The organism is Sinomonas albida, assembly GCF_004919045.1.
GTDB lineage: Bacteria > Actinomycetota > Actinomycetes > Actinomycetales > Micrococcaceae > Sinomonas > Sinomonas albida.
Genome location: NZ_SWDW01000002.1, coordinates 280639 through 304488 on the forward strand (window position 1 = coordinate 280639; position 23850 = coordinate 304488).

Below are 23850 nucleotides of genomic sequence, written 5' to 3' on the forward strand. Positions count from 1 at the left end.
CATGGCAGAGCTCGAAGTAGAGATCGTCGCGGCGGACCACTTCGTGTGGTCCGGCGGGGCGAAGATGGTCAAGGCCCGCACGGCCGACGGCGAGATCGGGATCCTGCCCGGGCACACCCCGGTTCTGGCCATCCTGCATGCGGGCAACATCGAGATCGAGCCTGTCTCGGGTTCGCGGATCGTCGTCGAGGCCGACGGGGGATTCTTCTCCGTTGACAGCAACCGCGTGGTGATCGTCGCGGACAACGCACAGATCAGCGAGTCGGTCGCGGGGACCCGTTAGCCTTACTCAATGGACGATTCCGCTCTTCCGTTCATCGTCCTGGCAGTGGTCTTCCTGCTCCTTGCAGCAATGCTCTGTGCTCTGGGGGTGCGCCGCTTCGTTCTGCGGCGCACCCTCGGCACGGTGGATGCCTCCATCAGCCTGTCCTCCGGGGCGTGGCGGATGGGGGTTTGCCGTTATCAGGACACCGAACTCGAGTGGTTCGACCTGCTCTCCCTCAGCCCACTCCCGAAGCGGCGGTTCACGCGCAGTGCGCTCGTGCTCCGCGGCCGCCGCAAGCCCACGGAGGCCGAGCGACCCAAGGTGCAGGCCGACGTCGTCATCGTGGAACTCACCCATCAAGGTGCCGAGGTCCGTTTCGCGATGGACTTCCGCGCCTACGCGGGCCTCTCGTCCTGGCTCGAGGCCGGTCCGGTCATTGGGGTCGGGACGTGGCGCTGATCTGGTGATGGACTTCTACGAGCTCAGGATCGTCGACGGCCCCCTCGCGGTCGCCTGCTGGACGCTCGCGGTCGCGGGCGCCGTGCTCCTCGTGGCCCTCGCCGCGTCGCCAAGCCTGCGTTCGTGGGGCAGGCCGCTCGTCATCCTCGGCGGCGCGATCGCGGTGACGGTGGCCGTGACAGGCGTCGTCCACTGGCTTCTGGTCGACGTGATGAACGTCTTCCCCGAGGACCTTCCCGTCGACGTGCTGGTCGCCTCGGGCATCGGGGTTTTCGGCGTCGTGCTCGCCGTGACCGCCGTGGTGCGGCTCGGGCTCGCCCGGCGCGTGTGGCACCGTCGCGCCGGGGCGGTCGCCTCCGCCGCGGCGATGTCCCTCCTGGCGGCCCAGCTCGTCAACGCCTATTTCGGGCTCAACCTCACGTTCGGCGATCTTGCCGGCGTCTCCCTGAGCAGGATCCGTCCTCTCGAGGGCCAGCTCGAGCGGGCCGCGGCGCCGGCGGTCTCCCTCGCCAGCTGGTCGCCGCAGGCTGGCCTCCCGCCGAACGGCGAGCTCCGGTCGGTCCAGATCCCGGCCCCGACGTCCGGCTTCAAGGCCCGTCAGGCTTACGTCTACCTGCCGCCGGCCTACTTCGCCCCGACCCGCCCCGAACTCCCGGTGCTGCTCCTCATCCCGGGCCAGCCGGGGAACCCGTCCGACTGGCTCTCGGGGGGCCGGCTCCGCCACAAGCTGGATCGTTTCGCCGCTGCGCACGGGGGAGTGGCGCCCGTCGCGGTCGTCATCGATCCCAACGGAAGCCCCTCGGCGAACACGATGTGCATGGACGCGAAGGCGGGGCGAGCGGAGACGTACTTGGTGAGAGACGTCGTGCCGTGGATCCGTTCGCATCTGAGCGTCACGGTCGATCCGAGGTTCTGGGCCGCGGGCGGCTTCTCGTACGGGGGCACGTGCTCAGTCCAGCTCCTCGCCAAGCATCCCGAGATCGTGTCGAGCGCCCTCGGCTTTGCCGCCGAGCAGGAGCCGGCGCTCGCGAAGGACCGCACCAAGACGATTGACCTGGCGTTCGACGGCGACACGGCGGCCTTCGAGGAGCAGATCCCCGCCCGCCAATTCGCCGAGCGGCGCCACGACGGCCTCCTGCTCTTCCTCGCCGCGGGCTCACGGGATCAGGACTTCCAGCGGCAGGCCACGATCGTCGCGGGCCAGGCGCGCGAATCAGGGGTCGACGTCCACACAGCCCTCGCGGACGGCGAGGGGCATTCGTGGGAGATGATCGCCAAGACCTGGGACGCAGGCATGGCCCTCCTCGCAGCGCGCTGGGGGCTTGCCTGATGGCGCAGGGGGCCGCACCGACGATCCGCTCAGCCGTGGGGGAGCGCGCCCGCTCGTGGCTCGCCGCCCTCCGGCGCTATCCCGTCACGCTCGCCATCGTCGCGTCGCTCTGGGGCGTCGGCATCGCGACCGGAAGCATTCTCTCGGGCCCCGACCCCGCGCTCTACGACATCGTCGGCGGGGACCTCGCGTCCCTCCGCAGCGGCCAATGGTGGGCCGCGCTCACCTCGGTGTTCTTCGCGTCCAACCCGCTTGCCTACCTCGCCGGGACCATCGTCGTGGCGGGTCTCGTGCCGTTCTCGGAGCGGGTGTTCGGGGCGTGGAGGACTCTTGCGCTCTTCTTCGGCGGCCAGCTCGCGAGCATCATCGCGTTCTTCGCCGTCGCGCAGATCGCCCGCTGGTCGGGGGACGACTGGCTGGGGTCGATGGTGGACGTGCCGATCCTGGGACCGTACCCGGCCGCGCTCGTGTGCGGGCTCGCGGCGAGCGGCTCGCTGGGCGCGCTCATCCGCCGCCGGCTCAGGGCGCTCGTGCTCGCGGTCGCGACGATGCTCGTGCTGTATGTCGGCCACTCCGAGACGGTGCTTGGACTCATCGGGGCGCTGCTCGGGCTCGCGGCCGGGTGGTGGTCGAACGGCCCCGCACACGAGCGGCTTTTCCGCCTGCCCAGCATCCGTGAGCGGCGCAACCTGCTCGCCCTGCTTGTCGCGATCGTCGCGATCGGGCCCGTGTTGACCGCGTTCACCCGGAGCCCCAACGGCCCGCTCGCGCTCGTGCGCGGCATGGTCCTCAACCCGCTCCCGGCGATCGCGCAGGTCCAACAGGACTGCGGGGGCTCGCTCGACGCCGCGTGCCTCCAGGCCGGGCAGCCCACCGTCATCTCGGCGACCGGCTATCTCACGGCCCTCCTCCCGGTCCTCATCATCCTCGTGTGCGCCGAGGGGCTGCGGCGGGGGCGCTCGGTCGCGCTGCGCGTCGCCGTCGTCGTTCTCCTCTCGCTGGTCGCGCTGTCTGCGAGCTATTCCGCGCTGTTCCTGCGCATCGCGCCGCATCCGAACCGGGGCCGCTTCGGGATGTTCAGCTCCGGGTTCGTCCATGTCCTGCCGGTCGCGCTCACGGCCGTGGCGCTCCTGCTCGTCCTGTGGATGCACCGCGACCTGTTCCCCGTCGAGACGGCGCGTGGCATGCGCCGGCGGCTGCAGCTGGCCGGCGGCCTCCTGACGGGCGGCCTCGTCGGCGCCTATGTGGTCCTGTGGATCAGGGATGGCGGGCCATCCCGTCCCGCGGGGCTGTGGGGCCTCATCGAGGAGCTCGTGCGCCAGTACCTCCCGGCGCCGTTGCCCATCAGCTATCTCTCGCTGTTCCGCAACCGCGATCCGCTCGAGCTGTGGCTCTTCACGTACAGCGGACTCATCCTGTGGCTCGCCGCGCTCGTCGGCGTGAGCGTCGCCGTGCTCCGCGGGCAGAAGACGCTCGGGGCCCGCGACGACAGCCTCCAGCTCGCCCGCCGGCTCGTTCACCGGGGCGGCAGCAGCCTCGCGTGGATGACGCTGTGGCCGCCCAACCGGTTCTGGTTCGACGAGCACGCGACCGCTGGCGTCGCGTTCCAGCAGCACGGCAGCGTGGCGCTCTCGGTCGCGGGACCCATCGGCCCGCCGGAGAAGGGGCAGTCCGCGGTCGAGGGCTTCGTCGCGTACTGCTCGCGGCACGCCCTGGTGCCCTGCTTCTACAGCGTCACGGACGAACAGTGGCCGGTCCTCCGTGAGCGGGGCTTCCGGCGCGTCGAGGTGGCGCAGGAGACGCGGCTGCGGATCCGCGAGCTCGAGTTCAAGGGCAAGGACTGGCAGAACGTGCGGACGGCGGTGAACCGGGCGCGCAAGATGGGCGTCCGCGCGGAGTGGGCCCGCTACGTGGCCCTCAGCCCGCACCGCCGCTCCCAGCTCCACGTCCTTTCCGAGGAGTGGTCGGCGCGCAAGACGCTCCCCGACATGGGCTTCACGCTGGGCGGCCTCGACGAGCTCGCCGACCCCGAGGTGCTCCTGTGCCTCGCGGTCGACGGCGAGGGCCGCCTCCACGGCGCCACGAGCTGGCTGCCCGTCTACCGTGACGGCACGGTGGTCAGCTGGACGCTCGACTTCATGCGCCGCAGCCCGGATGGCTTTCCGGGCGTCATGGAATTTCTCGTCGCTTCGGCGGTGAGCGAGCTGCGCAAGACCGTGGACACTATTTCTCTTTCGGGCTCGCCGCTCGCCGCGGATCCGGCTGGCGAGCGGGCCGCCGTCGAGGGTCACGACGAGCTCTTGGGGAGTATTCTCGAGGCCGCGGGACAGGCCCTCGAGCCGATCTACGGGTTCCGTTCACTGGCGCGCTTCAAGTCCCATTTCCAGCCGGAATACCGCGCCCTCTACATGTACTATCAGGACTCGCTGCAACTTCCGGCTATCGGCAGAGCGCTCGCAGAGGCGTATCTTCCGGGCCTCACGATGCGGCACCGCATGCGGTTGCTCAGGAGCCTCGTCCGATGACGTCCGCGCTAAATGTGACACCGCCAGTCACTAAATAATGGCGGTGCCCAAAAAAGCAGGGCCCCGGCGATGCCGGGGCCCTGCTTAGTGAGGCTTAGCTCAGATGGCGGTAACGCCCGTGGCCTGCGGCCCCTTGGCGCCCTGGCCGATCTCGAACTCGACGCGCTGGTTCTCTTCGAGAGTGCGGAAGCCGTTCGACTTGATCTCGGAATAGTGGACGAAGACGTCGCCGTCAGCGTCGTCCGGGGTGATGAAGCCGAAGCCCTTCTCAGCGTTGAACCACTTGACGGTTCCCTGTGCCATTTTTCTGCGTTCTCCTGTGGATTGCCGATTGATGGCCACCCGCTTGTGCGGGAGACCCAGTTACTCCGCGGGAAGAACCTGACACGCACTGGACATCAGGAGCTTCGCGCTCGCAACGGTCTTGCGAGCGTGCTTCTGCTAGCTGAGCTGGCTGCTAGCTCACAGATACTGCTAACTACATCAAGACTGGATATAGCCAATCATGCCCGGCATGTACGGTCAATGGCATACAAAGACGCGCCCCGAATTCCCGGCAAACAATTTCTGAATGCTCCGAACGCACCGCGTCGGCGCGCCTCAACGGCCTTCGGGGAGGTCGAGCACCTGGCCCGCCCGGACCACAGCAGCGAGCCCGAGACCCGCGTCCGTCGCCACGAGGTCCGCCCGCAGCCCGCGCCGCAGACTGCCGAATTCGTCCGACCGGCCGAGCACCGCGGCGGGCACGGCGGTGGCCGCGCGGACGGCGGCTTCGAGGGGGACGCCCGCTTGGGCTGTGCGGCGGACGACGTCGAGGAGGGTCGCCGTTCCGCCGGCGATCGAGCCGGTCGCGTCGAGGGTCGCGACGCCGTCTCGCACCGTGACGGGCGAGGGCCCGAGCATGTAGTGCCCGTCGCTGAGGCCCGCCGCGGCCATCGAGTCCGTGACGAGCGCGATGTTGGCGTCCCCGACGAGCGCGAAGACCGTGCGGACGGTCGCCGGATCGAGGTGCACGCCGTCCGCGACGAGTTCGACGACGGCACGCCCGTCCGCCGCTGCCCGCAGGCACGCGGCCACGGGGCCGGGGGAGCGATGGTGGAGCGGCGGCATCCCGTTGAACAGGTGCGTGACGGTCGGGACCGTCTCCTCGCCGTCGAAGCCCGCGGACGTGAGCTCGTCGAGCGCCTGGTCGAGCGAAGCCGCGGCCGTCTCGTCGTCGCAGTCGGTGTGTCCGAGCGAGGGGGTGACCCCGTGCGCGGTGAGCATGTCGACGAGCTCGGCGGCGCCCGGGAGCTCGGGCGCGTAGGTCATGGTCGCGAGCTTGCCCTCGGCGGCCTCGATGAGTTCCTCGGCGAGTCCGAGGTCAGGATCGAGCAGGAAGGCTGGATTCTGAGCTCCGCAGCGCGCTTTGGCGAGGAATGGGCCCTCGAGGTGGATCCCGCCCACGAGCCCCTCGGCATCGAGCTGGGCGAAGAGCCGCACGCCGCGAAGGAGGTCGTCGGGCGCCGCCGTCACGAGGCTTGCGAGCAGAGTCGTGGTGCCCGAGCGGTGGAGGAAGTCGATGGCGCGTCGCGCCGAGTCCTCTTCGGCCGAGGGGAAGTCTCCGCCGACCGCGCCGTGGCAGTGGAGATCGACAAGGCCGGGGAAGATGAGCGCTCCCTCGGGGAGGGGGAGCTCGGTCCCGCCGAAGGCCTCGGCGTCGAACTCTTCGGCGGGACCCGCGTAGGCGATACGGTCGCCCTCCACGGCGACGAGGCCGTCGTCGACCGCGTCCCCGTCGCTCAGGAGGCGCCCGCGCGCGACGAGGCGGGCCAGAGGTGCGTCTGGCGTGGTCATAGGACGATCATAGGTGAGAAGGGCCACACCCCCTCAGAAGAGGCGGGACTCGCTGTCGTCGACGCCGCGCAGCGCGTCGTAGTCGAGGGTGACGCAGTCGATTCCGCGGTCGGTCGCGAGGACACGGGCCTGGGGCTTGATCTGCTGGGCCGCGAAGATCCCGCGGACGGGGGCGAGGAGCGGATCGCGGTTGAGCAGCTCGAGGTAGCGCGTGAGCTGCTCGACGCCGTCGATGTCGCCTCGGCGCTTGAGCTCGACGGCGACCGTGGCACCTCTCGCGTCGCGGGCCAGGATGTCCACAGGGCCGATCGCCGTCGCGTACTCGCGCCGGATGAGGGTGTAGCCCGCCCCGAGCGTCTCGATCTGCTCGGCGAGGAGCCGCTGGAGGTCAGCCTCGACCCCGTCCTTGATGAGCCCGGGGTCGACGCCCAGCTCATGGCTCGAATCGTGGAGGTGCTCGTAGATGTTCACGATCAGGCGGTCATCGGTCTTCGCCGACTGCACCGTCCACTGCTCGACGATCCCCTCGTCGAGGCCCGCGCCTGGACCGTCGCCCGCGCCCGCGCCTGTACCGTCGCCCGCGCCCGCGCCTGTACCGTCGCCCGCGCCTGCCGAGGCCGGGGTAATGCGGAGGGTGGCCGGCGGGCTCATCCAGTTGAGCGGCTTGTACGATCCGCCGTCGGAGTGCACGAGCACCGAGCCGTCGGCCTTGACCAGCAGGAGGCGCGTCGCGAGCGGGAGATGGGCCTTGAGCCGGCCTTCATAGTCCACGGAGCAGCGGGCAATGACGAGTCGCACCCGAGAACTCTACCGCCCGGGCCAGGGGCACTCGCGACGAGACGGACGGGTAAGAATAGTTCCATGCCCCGCGCCAACCACCCCCGCCGTCCCAGACGTCCAGGGCGGCCCGCGTCCGGGCCCCGCGGGCAGAGCTCAGATCCGCGCTCCGAGGACGGCGAGGACTTCGACCTCGAGCGAGTGCTGTCCGGTTTCGCGCGCCTCGAATCCGCCCCCGACGGGGACTGGCGCGTGCGGCAGGTGACAACGCGCAGCGCCGCCAAGGACTACACATGCCCCGGCTGCTCGCGCACGATACCGCCCGGCGTCGCCCACCTCGTGGTCTGGGCGGACGACCATCTCTTCGGCGAGGAAGCGGGCATCGCAGAGCGCCGTCACTGGCATACCCACTGCTGGCGGACCCGCACGTTCAAGTACCGCTGAACCCGGAGTCCGGCACGCCGACTACGCTGGGGCTCATGCCCTTTGACCCCGCGTCCTACGAGTTCAGCCCGTCCGCGGGCCCGGTCGAGATCCGCGCCAACACGGTCCTCCCGGCCCGCCGCGAGAACATCGAGCTGCTCACCGACGACGGGCTCACGCTCGTTGGAGAGCTCGCAGTCCCGCTCGACCGCGAGCCCGTGGCGACCCTCGTGACGCTCCACCCCCTGCCCACCCACGGCGGCTTCATGGACTCCCACGTCTACCGCAAGGCCTCGTTCAGGCTCCCGGCGCTCGCGGACGTCGCCGTCCTCCGGTTCAACACCCGCGGCACGTCGAGCCCCCGCGGCACGAGCGAGGGCAGCTTCGAGGAGGGCGTCGGAGAGCGCGCCGATGTCGAGGCCGCCGTGCGCTTCGCGGTGGAGCGGGGCCTGCCGCGGCGCTGGCTCGTGGGGTGGTCGTTCGGCACGGAGCTCGTGCTCAAGTACGGGGCCGTCCCGCCGGTCGAGCCGGAGATCGAGGGCGCGATCCTGCTCTCGCCGCCGCTGCACCGCGCGGGGGAGGCGGACCTCGCAGCGTGGGCCGCGTGCGCCAAGCCCCTCACCGTCCTCGTGCCGGAGCACGACGACTACCTGCGTCCCGCCGAGGCCGCCGAGCGCTTCGCCGCGGTGCCCCAGGCCAAGGTCGTCGGCGTCGGCGGCGCGAAGCACCTCTGGGTGGGCGAGAAGTTCGTCCAGCGCGTGCTGGCCGACATCGTCGGCGTCGTGGCGCCGGAGCGCCCCGCGGGTGCACCGGCGGCCCTCCCGACCGCGTGGGAGGGCCCGGTGGCCACCGCCGCGGGCTGACGCGGGCCCGGCGCGGACGACGGCGGGGCTGACGCAGGCTTGGCTCGTCTCGCCGGGGGCCGACGACGGCGGGCCCGGCACGGACGACGGCGGGGCTGACGCGGGCTTAGTGGCGCCCCGTCAGCCTGCGTCGACGGGGCGCGGGCGATCGCTCAGTGCTGGTCTTGGCGCGCGATGAAGATTTCGCGGATGAGCAGGAGGACGGCCGCCGCCGTGGGGATCGCAATGAGCGCCCCGAGCACGCCGAGCAGACTTCCGCCCGCGATCACCGAGATGACGGCGACCGGGCCCGGCACCGCAACGGCCCGCTGCATGATCCTCGGCGAGACAAAGTACGCCTCGAACTGGAGGTAGGCGAAGTACGCGATTCCGAGGATCAGCGCCGACTGCCAGCCCTGGGCCAGCGCCACGAGGACGATCGTCGTGCCCGCGACCACTCCGCCGACGAGCGGGATGAACGCGAGGAAGCCGACCACGAAGGCGAGCAGCGCGGTGAACGGGACATGCAGGATCGTCATCACGATGAACGCGAAGGTCGCGTTGAGCACCGCGACGCACACCTGGCCGATCACGTAGTTGCCCACCCCGCGCGTGATCTCCTCGGAGAGCGCCTCGACGCGCGCGCGGCGGGATCGCGGCGCGAGCCGGTAGCCGAACGACTTCATCGTGGGAAGCGCCGAGAGGAAGTACAGCGTCAGGACGAGAACCACGAGAATGCCGAAGGCCGTGTTGGCGATCGTCGACCCGACGCCGAGGACGCCTCCGAAGATGTTCGTGATGGCCTGCGAGTCCTGGCCGAACTTCTGCAGCTCCTCCGTGACCCGCTGCCCGATGCCGAACTGCTGGTCGAGGCTCTTGTACAGGTCAGAGTGGACGAAGTCGGTGATCCAGCCCGGGAACGCGTTGACGAGCTGCGTGATCTGGTCCACGAGCGTGGGGATGAGCGTTCCGAAGAACGCCGCGAACACCCCAAGGAGGGCCACGAGGGTGATCGCGATGCCGAGCGGGCGAGGCAGCTTGCGGGCCTCGAGCCAGCGCACCACGGGGTCGAGGCCCAGCGCGATGAACAGCGCCGCGAGGATCCACACGAGCAGCTGCGTGGTGTGCTGGGCGATCGAGTAGAGCCCGAGCGCGATCCCGACGCCCACGGTTCCCATGAAGCCGATGTAGATGGGGTGCTTCGACGACATGCGGGGGCCGGGCGTTCCGAGGCCCTCGTCCTCCTCGTCGCGTCCCGGCTCGTCGTCTGGAGGCATCAGGAAGCGGACCCGCGGCTGCGCCCCTGGGAGGGGGCGGCGGAGCCGGCTCGCGATCGCTCGCATGTGCTCCCACTGGGCGCGGTTCGCGGGCGCGTCGGCGTCCCCGTGCGCGTAGTTCTGACCGCCGGCTTGGGCCGGCAAATCGTCCGGCTCGGGGCGGGTTTCATCAGCCACAATCGTGCCTTCCCATGAGACCTTTCGACACCCTATCAGCCGCGCCGTTCCGGGCTTCGGCGGGGTCTCGGCGGGTCCCTTGGAGAGCGGTTCCCAGCATCTCGAATGGGGAATCAGGTCACGATTTGGTTACCATTGTTAGGTTCCGTCCCCTGATCTGAGGTGTTTTCCTGTGCGAGTCAAGACCGCAGCCGCGCTTGTGCTGCTGGGCCTGATAGCTCTCGTGGCCGGCATCGGCCAGCTGACTTTCTGGGCCCCGCCCAAGACCGTGACCGCGACCTTGCCGGCCGATGCGAAAGCCGGCCCGCTGACCGTCCTCGACACGAAGCTGCGCGACCTGCGCGGCGGCGAGGCCGACGTCAGCATCAAGGGCGACGGCAATTTCGTGCTCGCCGTCGGGCGCCCCGACGACGTCGCAGCGTGGGTCGGCAAGACCGCGCACACGACGATCGACGGCGCGACGCCCGATGGCAAGCAGCTCAACGCGACGTACACGGACGGCGATCCCACCGCTCCGTCGCCCGCCGGGTCCGACACGTTCGCGACGACCCAGAGCGCCTCCGGCTCGCTGGACTACCACTGGGACCTCCCGGGTGACGGCGACTGGCAGATCGTCCTCGCGGCCGACGGCACGAAGCCGGCGCCCCACGACGTGACGATCACGTGGCCGAGCAACGAAACGACGCCCTGGGCCGTGCCGCTCGTCGTGGTCGGCGCGATCCTCCTCGCCGGTGGCGTCCTGCTGATCGTGCTCCGACGCCGCGGCCCCGGTGCCGGGACGCCTGCCCAGGCCACCGGGTCCCACGGCGGTCCCGACACGCATGCCGAAGTCGAGCCCGCCGCCGGCGATGGGTCGGCCGCTTACCCCGACGCCCCCCAGCGGGCCGAGCGCCGCGTGGTGAGCCGCGCCGCCTCGGCCGCAGTCGCCGTCGTCCTCGCCCTTGTCGGCGGGGGCACGGCAGCCCACGCTTCCACGCCGCCGAACCCGTCCGGGACCTCGAGCCCCTCGGCATCCGGGTCCGCTCCGACCCCGACGGACAAGGTGCTCATCGACGAACAGCTCCAGCGGATCCTCGACCAGGTTGCTACGGGAGTTTCGGCCGGAGACCAGGCCAAGGACCCGAAGCAGCTCGAGCCGCGCGTCGCGGAGTCCGCGCTGCAGTCGCGCGCCGCGAACTACAAGATCCGCGCCTCGGTCGCGACTCTCGCCGCCCCGACGCCGGTGCGCAGCACGCGCCTCCTCACGAGCGTCGTGCCCACCCAGCGGACGTGGCCGCGGACCGTCGTGGCGGTGACGCAGGGTGAGGGCAACTCGGTTCCGCAGATCCTGACGCTCCGCCAGGACAACGCGCGGGCCAACTACCGCCTCGTCGAGGCCGCCCCGTTGCTGCCGGGCTCCACGTTCCCGAACGCGCTCAAGGCCGGCGCCCAGCAGGTTCCGCTCGACTTCAAGGAGGGCCTCGCCTACTCGCCGAACGACGCGCTGCGCGGGCTCGGGGACCGACTCACGAGCCCGGACGCGTGGAAGGACAAGATCCCGGACAACGCATACACGAAGGACACGCTCGCGTACGAGTCGGACGTCACGAAGGCGACCCCGAACGGGGACATCAAGTTCGCCCACAACCCGACGGGGAGCGACGCGGCGGCGTACCGCACCGCCGACGGCGGCGCCGTCGTCGTGGCCCCGCTCGAGTTCACGATCACCGGCACGCCGAAGTCCCAGGGCGACAAGCTGACGGTGAACGACGACGCGGCCGCGCTCGCGGGCGGCAAGGAGGCCCAGAACTCGATGACGCTCCGCTTCCTCGAGTCCGTGGTGCTGTACATCCCACCGACGGGTGCCAAGCAGCCGCTCACCCTCGTCGCGGCGACGCGCAACCTGGTTGCTGCCAGCGTGAACTGACGCGCCCGCCGCGCACGGGCCGACGCCCGGCGCGCGCCGAGGGCTTCGCGAGGGGCGGAACCGCTGTGAGCGGTTCCGCCCCTCGCACTATGGTGGAGCCATGAGCGTTCCCGGTTCCCGCCAGCCCAGCCCTCTGCCGCCCGCGAGCCTGCGTGGCGCGGTCGACCTCTCCGCGTTCAAGGCCCGCGCCACCGCCGCCCCGCCCCAGCACGCGCCCCGTCCGGCCGGTGCGGGGACGCCGGGGGAGACGCCCGCGGCCACGGCGCCGGAAGCGGGTCCCGGTGCCGCGACGGTGCCGGTCGAGGTGGATGAGGCGAACTTCCCGGAGCTCGTCCAGCTCTCCTCGCAGGCGCCGGTCGTCGTCGCGCTGTGGGCGCAGTACTCGCCGGAGTCGCAGCGGGTCCGCGACGAGCTCGGCGCCGACGTCGCCGCCTACGGCGGTCGTCTCGCGTACGCGACGGCAGACATCGAGGCCTTCCCGCAGCTCGCCCAGGCCCTCGGCGTCCAGGCCGTGCCGACGGTCATCGCCTTCCTCAAGGGCCAGCCGATCCCGCTCTTCCAGGGGGCTGCCGCGCCCGCCCAGACGCGCCAGCTCTTCGACGAGCTGCTCCGGGTCGCCGAGGCGAACGGCGTCACCGGAACGGTCGACGGCGCCCCCGCACCGCCGCCGTCGGAGCCCCCGCTTCCTCCCCTCCACCAGGAGGCCTTCGACGCGCTCGAGCGCGGAGACCTCGGCGCAGCGGACGCGGCGCTGACGAAGGCGCTCGCCGAGAACCCGGCCGATCATGAGGCCAAGGCCGCGCTCGCGCAGGTGCATCTCATGGTCCGCACCCAGGGTCTCGGCCAGGAGGAGGCTGACCGGGCCCGCGAGGCCGCCGCCCAGTCGCCCGACGAGCTGGACCCCCAGCTCGTCGTCGCCGATCTGGACGCCGCGGGCGGGCACGTCGAAGATGCCTTCGCGCGGCTCGTGGGTTTCATCGGCCGGAACTTCGGGCCCGAGCGGGAGGCGGCGCGCGTGCGCCTGCTCGAGCTCTTCGAGGTTGTCGGGCCGACCGATCCCCGCGTGAGCTCGGCGCGACAGCAGCTGGCCCGCGCGCTTTTCTGATCGCGGCCGGCGCGGGCTCTGTTCTGGCCGCTGCCGGCGGGGGCCCTGACCGCGCCTGATGCCCGTCTAGCGGAGGGCGGCCGCGTGGCCCGCGCTCTGCCTAGTCCGCGCGGCGTCGTCCGTTCGGCTGATTCGCGGGGCTCCCTCCAGTTGCTACCGTGTGCGCATGACCGTGCCCTCATTCTCGGTGCCCAGTCGCGACGTGAGCCCGGGTGGGTCGGCGCTGTCGCTGCGCGGGCTCGTCAAGTCGTTCGGCGGCAAGCCTGCGGTGAACGGAATCAGCCTCGAAGTGCCCGCGGGATCGTTCTACGGCCTCGTCGGGCCGAACGGCGCGGGCAAGACGACCACGCTCTCGATGGCGACCGGGCTGCTCCGGCCGGACGCGGGCACCGCGATCGTGCTCGGGGTCGACGTGTGGAGCGATCCGCTCGCCGCCAAGCGCCTCATGGGGGTCCTCCCGGACGGGGTCCGGCTCTTCGACCGGCTGAGCGGCGAGCAGCTCATCACGTATTCGGGTCTCCTCCACGGACTCGACCGCAGGACGGCCGCGCAGCGCACGGCCGATCTGCTCGCGGCGTTCGACCTCGCGGCCGACGCGCGGACCCTCGTCGTGGACTACTCCGCCGGCATGACCAAGAAGATCGCCCTCGCGGCGTCCCTCGTCCATGCCCCGCGCCTGCTCGTCCTCGACGAGCCGTTCGAGTCGGTGGATCCCGTCTCCGCCGCGAATATCCGCAGTATCCTCGCCGACTACGTCCGCTCCGGCGGCACGGTCATCGTCTCGAGCCACGTCATGGACCTCGTGCAGCGCATGTGCGACCACGTCGCCGTCGTCGCCCAGGGCCGGCTCCTCGCGGCGGGCACGGTCGACGAGGTTCGCGCGGGCTCGACCCTTGAGGACCGCTTCGTGGAACTTGTCGGGGGCCACGGCCCCACGGAGGGGCTTTCGTGGTTGCACACCTGATCAGGCTCAAGCTCGTCCTGCTCCGCAATGGGCTGCGCCGCAGCGTGGGCCAGCTCGTGGGGCTCATCGTCGCGTCGCTGTATGGGCTCGGCATCCTCCTGCTCGCGGTCACCGGGCTCATCGTCCTCCGCGCAGTCGACGCCCAGATCGCGGAGACGGTCGTGGTCCTGGGCGGCTCGGCTCTCCTCGTGGGGTGGGGCCTCACGCCCATCCTCCTCTCCGGCGTTGACCTGACCCTCGATCCGGCGCGCTTCGCGCCGTTCCCGATCCCGCTCCCGCGGCTGCTCGCAGGCCAAGCCATCGCGGGACTCATCGGAGTTCCCGGGGTGTGCACCACGATCGCTCTGGCGGCGACGCTCGTGACCTGGTCGCGCGGGCCGGGCGTCTTCGCCGTCGCCGTCCTCGGTGCGCTGCTCGCCCTGGGGCTGTGCGTCGTCGTGAGCCGCCTCGTCGCGAGCGCGCTCACGGACCTCGCGTCGTCGCGCCGGTTCCGCGAGGCGAGCCGCATCGTCGTGATGGTCCCCCTCGTCCTGCTCGGCCCGATCATCGCGCTCGCCGCGCGGGGCATCGAGATGAACGCCGCCGCCCTGCGCTCGCTCGCAGGCGTGCTCTCGTGGACCCCGCTGGGCGCCGCCTTCTCGGCGCCGGCGGCGGCCGCCGAGGGAGACGCGCTCGGGGCGCTCGCGAAGCTCGTGATCGCCGCGGCGTCGCTCTCGCTTGCCGCCTGGGGTTGGTCCCGCGCGCTCGCGCGGGCCCTCGTGACGCCGGCGAGCCGCGCCGCGAGCGGGGGCAGGGCCACCGCCCGCCGGGGCATCGGCGCCTTCGGCTGGATGCCCGCGACGCCGTGGGGTGCCATCGCCGCGCGATCGCTCACCTACTGGATCCGGGATCCGCGCTATGCGGCGGCGCTCATCATCGTGCCGCTCCTGCCCGTGATCCTCTACTTCTCGTCGGTCCAGCGCCACAACTCGGAGATGTTCCTCCTCTCCGGCCCGCTCGCGGCCTTCATGCTCGCGTGGTCGCTCGCGAGCGACATCTCCTACGACTCCACCGCGTTCGCCCTCCACCTTTCCGCGGGCGTGCGGGGGCGCTATGATCGGCGGGGGAGGGCGCTCGCGCTCCTGACCTTCGCCGTGCCCGCGGCGGTCGTGATTACGCTCGTGCCCTTCCTCGTGTCCGGTCGCTGGGCGCTCCTCCCGGCCTACCTCGGGCTCGTGTTCGGCGTGCTCCTGAGCGGGGTCGGGCTCGCGTCGGTGGTGTCGTCGCGGTTTGTCGTGGCCGTGCCGCTCCCGGGCGAGAGCCCCTTCAAGCGTCCGCCGGGCAACACGGCCCAGACGATCCTCGTCCAGCTCGGCGGCCTCGTCGCGCTGGGGATCCTGGTGCTCCCGGAGATCGTGCTCGTTGCGCTCGCGACTGGCACAGGCGCAGGGTTCGGCTGGGCCGCCCTCCTCGTGGGTCTCGTCCTCGGCGCGACGCTCGCGCTGCTCGGCATGTGGCTCGGCGGGAAGCTGCTCGACCGCCGCGGTCCCGAGGTCTACGCGGCCCTGACCAAGGCCGGGTGAGTCGGGGCCCGTTGCTAGCATGGACCCATGAGCACAGCAGACCCCTCCGATCCGTACGGGAACGATCCGCGGGACCCCTCGACCTCCGGCTCGACCACGACGATCGAGCGCGAGGAGGTCCGCGAGGAACTCGAGCCCGGCGATCGCGAGCGCTTCTCCCACTACGTCCGCAAGGAGAAGATCATGGAGTCCGCCCTGACCGGCGAACCCGTCATCGCCCTGTGCGGCAAGGTCTGGACCCCGGGCCGGGATCCGAAGAAGTTCCCCGTGTGCCCCACCTGCAAGGAGATCTACGAGGGGCTGCGCCCGGGCAACGACGCCTAGGTGGCCGCCCGCGCGGCCCAGCGGCTCATGTCCCGGGCTTACCGAGGGCTCGTCATCGGACTGCTCGCGATCGTCACGTGCAGCGCGTTCGAGGCGATGGCTGTCACCACGGCAATGCCCGTGGTCGCTAGCGAGCTCGGCGGGGCCCGCGCCTATGGCCTGGCGTTCTCGCTGTACCTGACGGCGTCCATGGCCGCCACCGCCGCGGCGGGCTCGTGGTGCGACGTCGCCGGGGCCAAGCCGTCCCTGCTCACCGGGCTCGGACTCATGACCGCCGGGCTGCTCCTCTGCGGGGGCGCCTGGGACTTCAGCGTGTTCACGGTGGGCCGCATGGTCTCGGGTGCGGGCGCCGGGTTCATGATCGTTCCGGTCTACGTCATCATCGGCCAGGCACTCCCGGGCGCGCTGCAGCCGATCCTCTTCGGCTGGTTCTCCGCTGCGTGGGTCGTCCCCTCGCTCGTCGGCCCGTACGTGTCCGGCCTGCTCGCCGAGCACGCGAGCTGGCGGTGGGCGTTCTTCGGCGTTGCCCCGATCGTCGTGGTGGCCGTCCTGCTCACCTGGCCGCGCGTGCGCGGCCTCGCCGCGCCCACGGACCGGGCCATGGGCACGGGCGAAGGACGACGGCGCGCCCTCCTCGGCCTTGCGCTCGCCCTGGGTGTCGCAGCGGCGCAGTGGTCCGCGCAGTCCTTGGCCGATCCCCAGACGCGGGACGCGGTGACGCCGTTCGTGCTCGGCCTCGTCGGGCTCGCGGGTCTCGTCGCAGTCGTGGTGACCATCCCGCGGCTGCTGCCGCGCGGCGTCGTGCGTGTGGCCCGCGGGCTGCCCGCGGTCATCGTGGTCCGGGGGCTCCTCACGCTCGCCTTCTTCGGCTCCGAGGCCTTCATCCCGCTCATGCTCGTGGATCGCTACGGCCTCGAGCCGTCGATCGCGGGGCTGGCGCTGACGGGCGGCGCGCTCGGATGGACCGCCGGCTCCTTCGTGCAGGCCAAGGGGTGGCTCTCGCGGCCCACGTATCTCGTGGTCGGCCCGGCCCTCCTCGCCGCGTGCATGGCGGGCGTCGCGACCGTGGTCGGGACGCAGGCCACGCCGTGGCTGCTCGCGGGGGCGTGGGCCGTGGCCGGGATGGGCATGGGAGTCGCGACCACGACGACGTCCGTCCTCCTCCTCGACCTGAGCGACGCGGCCGAACGCGGGCGGAATTCGGCCTCGCTCCAGTTGGCCGATATGCTCGGTGGAGTGATTGGAACCGCCGGAGCAGGAACGCTCTACTCCCTGCTGCTGACCCCGGGAAGCGTCCCGGGGGCCGGCGTCTTCGCTCTTCTCGTGGGCCTGCTCGCAGTCTCCGCCCTCCTCGGTTCGGTGGCCGGCTCGAGGTCCCGCACGCCGTCGCCCGTCGCAAGCGAAGCGGGACGCGCGTGACCGAAGCGCTCTTCGGCGGCGACGAGGACTCGCCAGCCTCCTCCAGCCATGCGCCCGCTGCGGCGACTCTTCCCCCCGCCTACCCCGAGCGCGCCGCGTGGGGCACGGCCCCGAAGCTGCGCGCGTGGCAGCAGGAGGCGCTTGACAGGTACCTCGACGGCGCGCCGCGGGATTTCCTCGCGGTCGCGACGCCCGGCGCGGGAAAGACGACCTTCGCGCTCCGGATCGCCTCGACCCTCCTCGAGCGGGGGATCGTCAATCGCGTGACAGTTGTCGCGCCGACGGACCACCTCAAGCGGCAATGGGCCGACGCCGCGGCGCGCGTCGGGATCGCGATCGACCCCAACTTCAAGAACTCCGACGGGCAGCACGGCCGGGATTTCCGCGGCGTTGCCGTGACGTACGCGCAGGTCGCGAGCAAGCCGCTCCTGCACCGCGCCAAGACCGAGGCCGCGCGGACGCTCGTGATCCTCGACGAGATCCACCACGGCGGCGAGTCGCTTTCCTGGGGCGACGGCCTCCGCGAAGCATTCGATCCCGCGGTGCGCCGCCTCGCCCTCACGGGAACCCCTTTCCGCTCGGACACCTCGCCGATCCCGTTCGTCGACTACGCCGAGGACAAGGACGGGATCCGACGTTCGAAGGCCGACTACACCTACGGCTACGGTCAAGCGCTTCGCGACCACGTGGTCCGTCCCGTCATCTTCATGGCGTACTCGGGCCAGATGCGCTGGCGCACGAGTGCGGGCGAGGAGATGGCCGCGTCGCTCGGCGAGGCGGCTGTCACGAAGGACGTGACGGCGCAGGCGTGGCGCACGGCGCTGAATCCCCAGGGCGAGTGGATCCCCGCCGTCCTCGCCGCGGCCGACCGGCGCCTCACCGAGGTGCGGCGCACCGTGCCCGATGCGGGCGGCCTCGTCATCGCGACGGACCACGACGACGCGCGGGCCTATGCGGGGCAGCTCAAGCGGATCACGGGCCAATCGCCCGCGATCATCCTCTCCGACGACGCGAAGGCGTCGAGCCGCATCGAGGAGTTCGCCGAGGGCGACGCGCGGTGGATGGTCGCGGTGCGCATGGTGTCGGAGGGCGTCGACGTGCCGCGCCTTGCGGTCGGAGTATATGCGACGTCGACCTCGACGCCGCTGTTCTTCGCCCAGGCCGTGGGCCGCTTCGTCCGCGCACGCAAGCGGGGCGAAACGGCTTCGGTCTTCCTGCCGTCCGTCCCTCAGCTCATGGTGCTAGCCAACACGATGGAGGCCGAGCGCGACCACGCCCTCGACCGGCCCCAGTCCGACGAGGACGGGCTCATGGACCTCGAGGAATCGCTCATCGACGAGGCGAACCGCGAGGAGAAGGCCTCGGACACGCTCGCGAAGGGCAAGTACGAGGCGCTCGAATCGCAGGCGGCGTTCGACCGCGTGCTGTTCGACGGCGGCGAATTCGGCACGGGCGGCGAGATCGGTTCCGACGAGGAGCTCGATTTCCTCGGCATCCCCGGGCTGCTCGACACCGAACAGGTCGCGGCGCTTCTGCGCCAGCGCCAGCAGGAGCAGGTCTCGCGACGCAAGAGCACCGGCCCGACGTCCTCGCCCTCCGGCATCCCAGACCACCGGCGGCTCATGGACCTTCGCAACGAGCTCGCGAAGAACGTGTCCGCGTGGAGCGCGCGCTCCGGGACGCCGCACGGCGTGGTGCACACGAAGCTCCGCGAGCTCTGCGGCGGTCCCGCCGTTGCGCAGGCGAACGAGGACCAGATCCGGGCGCGGCTCAAGAAGCTCCAGGACTGGTTCGTGGGCCGTTAACCCCTGACTTCGGGACGCGCTCCGGGTGAACCTCGGGGCTAGGCGAGGCGGACGCCCGCTGACTCGAGGTCGCGGAACGTCGGCTCGAGATCCTCGGCGATGCCGGCACAGAGGTCCTTCAGGACGGTCGTCCGGTAGCCCACGCGGGCCGAGTCGATCGCCGTCGCCTTGACGCAGTAGTCGGTGGCGATCCCCGCGACGTCGACGTCCGTGACCCCGTGGCGCGAGAGCCACTCGTCGAGGCCTGGGGAATCGTCCGAGGTTCCCTGCGCGTCGCCGGCCTGCGCGAGGCGCCCCTCGAAGCCGGAATAGGCGGCGGCGTACTGGCCCTTGCGGAACATCGCGTCAACGCCGGAGACATCGAGATTGGGGTGGAACGCCGCCCCGGGCGTCCCGGCCACGCAGTGCGGGGGCCACGAGTCCACGAAGTCTGGCGCGTCCGAGAAGTGCGCACCCGGGTCGATGTGCCAGTCCTGAGTCGTCACGACGGCGCCGTAGTCTCCCGCGTGCTCCGCGACGTAGCCGGTGAGTCGCGCTGCGACGGAGGCTCCGCCGTCGACCGCGAGGGAACCTCCCTCGCAGAAGTCGTTCTGCACGTCCACAATGATGAGTGCCCGTTTCATGGCACTATTCTCCCTCCGGGTGCCCGCAGCCCGCCGCCCGCAGCCCGCAGCCGGGTCCCGCAGCCCGGTGCCCGCCGTCCAGCGGCTCAGTCTTCGTAGACGGTCGGGATGACGGGCTCGCCCCTGTGCATGCGGCGTGCGGCGGCCGGGAGCTCGGCGATCGACGCCTCGTGGCGCGCGCGCGCCCGGTCGACCGCCTCGAGGCCCGTCCATCCGGGCTGCAGTTCGCCGTGCGAGACGAAATGCTCGAGCAGGGACCGGTCGTTGCTGTCGCCCTCGGGGGTGCGGCCCACGCCGATGACCTCGGCGGTCGCGACGCCGTCCTCGTCGAGCCGGCGCAGCGCGTACTTGCGGCCGCCCACGGTCTGCTTGTTCTTCGCGGCCTTCGCGACCGAGACGAAGCCGCCCTCCTCGTCGGTGCGGCTCACGAGCTTGTAGACCATCGAGGCGGTCGGGGCGCCGGAGCCGGTCACGAGCGACGTGCCGACGCCGTAGGAATCGACTGGCGCGGCTCCGAGGGCCGCGATCGCGTACTCGTCGAGGTCGGAGGTCACGACGATGCGCGTGTTGACGTTGCCGAGCTCGTCGAGGAGGCGCCGCACCCAGTGCGCCTGCCCGATGAGGTCACCGGAGTCGAGCCGCACGGCGCCCAGCCGCTCACCCGCGATCTCGACGGCCGCGCGGACGGCGGTCTCGACGTCGTACGTGTCCACGAGCAGCGAGGTGCCCGCCCCCATCGAGGCGACCTGCGCCTCGAACGCGTCGCGCTCGGTGTCGTGGAGGAGCGTGAAAGAGTGCGCCGCGGTCCCGACGGTCCGCAGCCCGTAGCGGAGCCCGGCGGCGAGGTTCGAAGTGCTCGCGAAGCCGGCGACGACGGCGGCGCGGGCCGCCGCGACGGCAGACTCCTCATGCGTGCGGCGCGAGCCCATCTCGATGCACGGGCGCCCGTTCGCGGCGATCGTCATGCGTGACGCGGCGGAGGCAATCGCCGAATCGTGATTCAGCACGGAGAGCAGGTACGTCTCGAGGATGCAGGCCTCGGCGAACGTCGATTCGACGATGAGGATCGGCGAATTCGGGAAGTACACCTCTCCCTCGGCGTATCCCCAGACATCCCCCGAGAAGCGGTAGTCCGCGAGGAAGTCGAGGGTCTCGCGGTTCACCACGCTCGTGCGCTCGAGGAACGCGAGCTCCTCGTCCTTGAAGCGGAAGCCCGTGATGCCCTCGAGCAGGCGCCCGGTTCCTGCCACGACGCCGTAGCGCCTCCCGTCGGGCAGCCGACGCGCGAAAACCTCGAATACGGCCCGGCGATGGGCCGCGCCCGAGTGGAGCGAGGCCTGGAGCATCGTGAGCTCGTAGTGGTCGGTGAACAGTGACGTGCGGGGCGCTTCCCAAGTGCTCGAAGAGGTCACGCGTTCACTCTAGCGGCGGGCGCGGGCTGGGCGGGGCTGCAATGGGGAGCAGGGCCGCCTGCCTAGAATGGAGCCCATGAGTTTGAGCGTCGCCACCGAACCGGCACCTGGCCTGAGCGAGGAGACGACGACGGCGACGGACACCGCGCGCATCGTGCCGTGGAACCTCGTCGTCTGGAACGACCCCGTGAACCTCATGAGCTACGTGAGCTACGTCTTCCAGAGCTATTTCGGCTATTCGGAGGCGAAGGCGGACGCCCTCATGATGCAGGTGCACACCGAGGGGCGCTCGATCGTCTCGCACGGCTCGAAGGAAACCGTCGAACGGCAGGCGGTCGCGATGCACAACTTCGGCCTGTGGGCCACGGTCGAAAGGGCGGGCGAGGATGGCTGAGCCGTTCACCTACGGGAGGCGCGGCATCAGCGGTCGCTTCGAGGACGCCGAGCGCGAGCTCCTGCGGGGGCTCTTCCGCGACGTCGTCGCGCTCCTCGAGCCGGACGAAACGCCCGAGGAGGATCCGCTCGCGGCGCTCGTGGGCATCAGCCCCGAGGCGACCGAGCCCGAGGACCCGGCCCTCCTGAGGCTCCTGCCGAATGCTTCGAAGGACGACGCCGAGGAGGCCCGGGAGTTCCGGCGCCTCACCGAGCGCTCGCTGCGGGAGAGCAAGGCGGGCGCCCTCCGCGCCGCCTCGCTGGGGCTCGAGTCGCGCGATGTCCTCCTCGATGCCGCGGGTGCCGAGCACTGGGCGACGGCGCTCACCGACGTCCGGCTCGTCCTCGCCGAGCGCTTGGGGATCCACAGCGAGGAGGACGCGGAGAAGATCCACGGGGTCACCGATTGGTCGGACGTCGGGGACGACGACGTCGACGCCTACCTCGCGCTGGTCTACAACTTCGTGACGTGGCTCCAGACGACGCTCGTCGACGCGATGCTGGCCGGGTACCGGGCTGGCGGCGCGCGCGGCACCGGCCCGGGGGAGGGGAGCCGTGGCTCACGCTGAGCGGACTGATGCGGCCCGGACTGCCGCGAAGGCGGACGACGGCGCGACGATCGAGCGCTCGGAGCGCCCCATCGGCGTCTTCGACTCCGGCGTGGGAGGCCTCACGGTGGCTCGGTCCGTCATCGACCAGCTCCCGAACGAGTCGGTCCTGTATGTGGGCGACACAGCCCACGGACCCTACGGACCGCTCCCGATCGCGGAGGTGCGGGCGAACGCACTCGGCGTCATGGACGAGCTCGTCGACTCGGGCGTCAAGCTCCTCACGATCGCCTGCAACTCGGCGTCCGCCGCTGTCCTCCGCGACGCGCGCGAGCGATACACGGCCCGCTACGGCATCCCGGTGATCGAGGTCATCCAGCCCGCGGTGCGCCGCGCCGTCGTCGCGACCCGCAACGGCCGCATCGGAGTCATCGGCACGAGCGCGACGGTGGGGTCCCGCGCCTACGAGGACACGTTCGCCGCGGCGCCGGACCTCCAGATCACTTCCGCCGCGTGCCCGGACTTCGTCCCGTACGTCGAGGCCGGGGTCACCACGGGGCCCGAGCTCCTCGCGGCTGCGGAGGGCTACCTCGCGCCGCTGCGCGAGGCGGGCGTCGACACGCTCGTGCTCGGCTGCACGCACTACCCGCTGCTGACGGGCGTCATCAGCTACGTGATGGGCGACGGCGTGACCCTCGTCTCGAGCGCGGAGGAGACCGCCAAAGACGTCTACCGCGCGCTCGTGAGCCACGGCCTCGAAAGGCGCTCGGCCGAGCCGGCGCGCCACACGTTCGTCGCCACGGGGGACGCCCAACAGTTCGAGGTGCTCGCGCGCCGCTTCCTGGGCCCGGAGGTGCAGGGCGTCGAGCACGCCGAGCATGTGGCCGCGCACTACCCGACGGGAAGCCTCGCGCGCATCACTCCGGAGATGATCGAGGCGGCCCGCTCGGAGGGCCGGCCGGGTCTTGCAGGGCGCGTCTCGTATTTCGTGGACCCCTTCGCGGCTGCCGAGGGCCGCGCGGATAGGATGCAGGGGTGAAACTGACGATCGTCGGCTGCAGCGGGTCCTTTCCGGGCCCGAGCTCGCCGGCGAGCTGCTATCTCCTGACCGCGAACGACGGCGAGCGGGACTGGCGCATCCTCCTGGACCTGGGATCGGGGGCGCTCGGGATCCTCCAGCGCTACATGCACCTGAGCGACATCGACGGCGTCCTCCTGAGCCATCTCCACCCCGACCACTGCATGGACCTCACGGGCCTCCAAGTCGCGGTGCATTGGGATCCCAACGGCTGGCCGGCCGGGCGTGTGCCCGTGTGGGGGCCCGAGGCCACCGCACGGCGGCTGGCCATCGCGCTCGACATGGAGCCCGCGGGGGACCTGCACCAGGACTTCGAGTTCCACCGCTGGGTCCCGGGGGAGACCGTCGAATTCGGGCCCTTCCGCTTCTCTGTCCACGTGGCCCGCCACCCGATCGCCGAGGCCTACGCGATGCGGATCGAGGCCGTGGAGCCGCAGGCTGACGGCACGACGGCGCGCCGCGTCCTCGCCTACTCGGGGGATACGGACTCGTGCCCGGGGCTCCTGGATGCCGCGCGGGGCGCGGACATGTTCCTGTGCGAGGCGGCCTACCACGAGGGGCGCGACGACGCGATCGACGGCGTCCACCTCACCGGCCGGCGTGCGGGCCAGGCAGCGTCCGACGCCGGCGCGAAGCGCCTGCTCCTGACGCACCTTCCCGTGTGGAACGACGCGAATCGCACGGTCGCGGAGGCACAGCAGACGTATGCCGGGCCGATCTCGGTCGCCGTCGCCGGCGTGCACTATCTCGTCTGAGGTTCC

General features: G+C 71.3%; 23 protein-coding genes. 17 read left to right on the forward strand and 6 right to left on the reverse strand.

What is annotated here, in order from left to right; translation table 11 throughout:
- Nucleotide 1: 1 nt before the first annotated feature.
- The 4 genes from E6A26_RS03110 to E6A26_RS03125 are packed head-to-tail and all read left to right on the forward strand — an operon-like array spanning nt 2 to nt 4579.
- Nucleotides 2-283 (forward strand): F0F1 ATP synthase subunit epsilon, encoded by a 282-nt coding sequence (locus E6A26_RS03110; RefSeq protein ID WP_136609717.1) that lies wholly within the window; start codon nt 2-4, stop codon nt 281-283.
- Between the two features lie 9 nt (nt 284-292).
- Nucleotides 293-724 carry a DUF2550 domain-containing protein gene (locus tag E6A26_RS03115; RefSeq protein WP_136609718.1) on the forward strand — a complete coding sequence of 144 codons (432 nt, stop codon included), beginning with the start codon at nt 293-295 and terminating at the stop codon, nt 722-724.
- A gap of 7 nt (nt 725-731) precedes the next feature.
- Nucleotides 732-2054: an alpha/beta hydrolase gene (locus E6A26_RS03120; RefSeq protein WP_136609719.1), complete on the forward strand. Its 1323-nt coding sequence runs from the start codon at nt 732-734 to the stop codon at nt 2052-2054.
- On the forward strand, nt 2054-4579 hold the full coding sequence (locus E6A26_RS03125) for a DUF2156 domain-containing protein (protein WP_136609720.1): 2526 nt from the start codon (nt 2054-2056) through the stop codon (nt 4577-4579). Before E6A26_RS03120 ends, E6A26_RS03125 begins: the two co-directional genes overlap by 1 nt.
- Before the next feature lie 99 nt (nt 4580-4678).
- On the opposite strand, the gene E6A26_RS03130 is transcribed toward E6A26_RS03125, so the two are convergent.
- From E6A26_RS03130 to nucS, 3 genes are all read right to left on the reverse strand, one after another.
- A complete protein-coding gene (locus E6A26_RS03130; protein ID WP_136609721.1) occupies nt 4679-4882 on the reverse strand; it encodes a cold-shock protein in 204 nt (67 codons plus the stop codon).
- A 297-nt stretch (nt 4883-5179) separates the two neighbouring features.
- Nucleotides 5180-6415, reverse strand: coding sequence for an N-acetylglucosamine-6-phosphate deacetylase (locus tag E6A26_RS03135; RefSeq protein ID WP_136609722.1), 1236 nt, complete (start codon nt 6413-6415; stop codon nt 5180-5182).
- A gap of 33 nt (nt 6416-6448) precedes the next feature.
- Nucleotides 6449-7213: an endonuclease NucS gene (gene nucS, locus E6A26_RS03140; protein ID WP_136609723.1), complete on the reverse strand. Its 765-nt coding sequence runs from the start codon at nt 7211-7213 to the stop codon at nt 6449-6451.
- A gap of 63 nt (nt 7214-7276) precedes the next feature.
- On the opposite strand from nucS, the gene E6A26_RS03145 reads away from it, so the two are divergent.
- Both E6A26_RS03145 and E6A26_RS03150 read left to right on the forward strand, forming a co-directional pair.
- Nucleotides 7277-7636 (forward strand): ATP/GTP-binding protein, encoded by a 360-nt coding sequence (locus tag E6A26_RS03145; protein WP_136609724.1) that lies wholly within the window; start codon nt 7277-7279, stop codon nt 7634-7636.
- Between the two features lie 35 nt (nt 7637-7671).
- The gene (locus E6A26_RS03150; protein WP_136609725.1) at nt 7672-8478 is read left to right on the forward strand and encodes an alpha/beta hydrolase; all 807 of its coding nucleotides are present in this window, start codon (nt 7672-7674) and stop codon (nt 8476-8478) included.
- A gap of 152 nt (nt 8479-8630) precedes the next feature.
- Here E6A26_RS03150 and E6A26_RS03155 read toward each other — a convergent pair whose 3' ends face one another.
- Complete coding sequence (locus tag E6A26_RS03155) at nt 8631-9911, reverse strand: AI-2E family transporter (protein WP_407695354.1); 1281 nt, start codon at nt 9909-9911, stop codon at nt 8631-8633.
- 172 nt (nt 9912-10083) lie between these two features.
- Here E6A26_RS03155 and E6A26_RS03160 point away from each other — a divergent pair, with 172 nt between their 5' ends.
- The 7 genes from E6A26_RS03160 to E6A26_RS03190 all read left to right on the forward strand — a co-directional run bounded on the left by E6A26_RS03160 (nt 10084) and on the right by E6A26_RS03190 (nt 18996).
- A complete protein-coding gene (locus tag E6A26_RS03160) occupies nt 10084-11817 on the forward strand; it encodes a hypothetical protein (protein WP_234864951.1) in 1734 nt (577 codons plus the stop codon).
- Nucleotides 11818-11917: 100 nt separating this feature from the next.
- Entirely contained in the window at nt 11918-12922 is a 1005-nt protein-coding gene (locus E6A26_RS03165) for a tetratricopeptide repeat protein (protein WP_136609726.1), read from the forward strand.
- Nucleotides 12923-13088: 166 nt separating this feature from the next.
- Complete coding sequence (locus E6A26_RS03170) at nt 13089-13886, forward strand: ABC transporter ATP-binding protein (protein ID WP_136609727.1); 798 nt, start codon at nt 13089-13091, stop codon at nt 13884-13886.
- Nucleotides 13871-15448 (forward strand): transporter, encoded by a 1578-nt coding sequence (locus tag E6A26_RS03175; RefSeq protein ID WP_136609728.1) that lies wholly within the window; start codon nt 13871-13873, stop codon nt 15446-15448. The genes E6A26_RS03170 and E6A26_RS03175 overlap by 16 nt, the downstream gene beginning before the upstream one ends.
- Before the next feature lie 27 nt (nt 15449-15475).
- Complete coding sequence (locus E6A26_RS03180; RefSeq protein WP_136609729.1) at nt 15476-15772, forward strand: DUF3039 domain-containing protein; 297 nt, start codon at nt 15476-15478, stop codon at nt 15770-15772.
- Nucleotides 15773-17191 carry an MFS transporter gene (locus tag E6A26_RS03185; RefSeq protein WP_136609730.1) on the forward strand — a complete coding sequence of 473 codons (1419 nt, stop codon included), beginning with the start codon at nt 15773-15775 and terminating at the stop codon, nt 17189-17191.
- Nucleotides 17188-18996 (forward strand): DEAD/DEAH box helicase, encoded by a 1809-nt coding sequence (locus tag E6A26_RS03190; RefSeq protein ID WP_136609731.1) that lies wholly within the window; start codon nt 17188-17190, stop codon nt 18994-18996. Before E6A26_RS03185 ends, E6A26_RS03190 begins: the two co-directional genes overlap by 4 nt.
- Before the next feature lie 38 nt (nt 18997-19034).
- On the opposite strand, the gene E6A26_RS03195 is transcribed toward E6A26_RS03190, so the two are convergent.
- Both E6A26_RS03195 and E6A26_RS03200 read right to left on the reverse strand, forming a co-directional pair.
- Complete coding sequence (locus E6A26_RS03195; RefSeq protein WP_136609732.1) at nt 19035-19619, reverse strand: isochorismatase family protein; 585 nt, start codon at nt 19617-19619, stop codon at nt 19035-19037.
- A gap of 86 nt (nt 19620-19705) precedes the next feature.
- Nucleotides 19706-21031 (reverse strand): nicotinate phosphoribosyltransferase, encoded by a 1326-nt coding sequence (locus tag E6A26_RS03200; RefSeq protein ID WP_136609733.1) that lies wholly within the window; start codon nt 21029-21031, stop codon nt 19706-19708.
- A 76-nt stretch (nt 21032-21107) separates the two neighbouring features.
- Here E6A26_RS03200 and clpS point away from each other — a divergent pair, with 76 nt between their 5' ends.
- The 4 genes from clpS to E6A26_RS03220 are packed head-to-tail and all read left to right on the forward strand — an operon-like array spanning nt 21108 to nt 23844.
- The gene (clpS, locus tag E6A26_RS03205; protein WP_136609734.1) at nt 21108-21425 is read left to right on the forward strand and encodes an ATP-dependent Clp protease adapter ClpS; all 318 of its coding nucleotides are present in this window, start codon (nt 21108-21110) and stop codon (nt 21423-21425) included.
- Entirely contained in the window at nt 21418-22032 is a 615-nt protein-coding gene (locus E6A26_RS03210; protein ID WP_136609735.1) for a DUF2017 domain-containing protein, read from the forward strand. The genes clpS and E6A26_RS03210 overlap by 8 nt, the downstream gene beginning before the upstream one ends.
- Entirely contained in the window at nt 22019-23050 is a 1032-nt protein-coding gene (gene murI / locus E6A26_RS03215) for a glutamate racemase (RefSeq protein ID WP_136609736.1), read from the forward strand. Before E6A26_RS03210 ends, murI begins: the two co-directional genes overlap by 14 nt.
- Nucleotides 23047-23844 (forward strand): MBL fold metallo-hydrolase, encoded by a 798-nt coding sequence (locus E6A26_RS03220; protein ID WP_136609737.1) that lies wholly within the window; start codon nt 23047-23049, stop codon nt 23842-23844. The genes murI and E6A26_RS03220 overlap by 4 nt, the downstream gene beginning before the upstream one ends.
- The last annotated feature ends 6 nt before the right edge of the window (nt 23845-23850 follow it).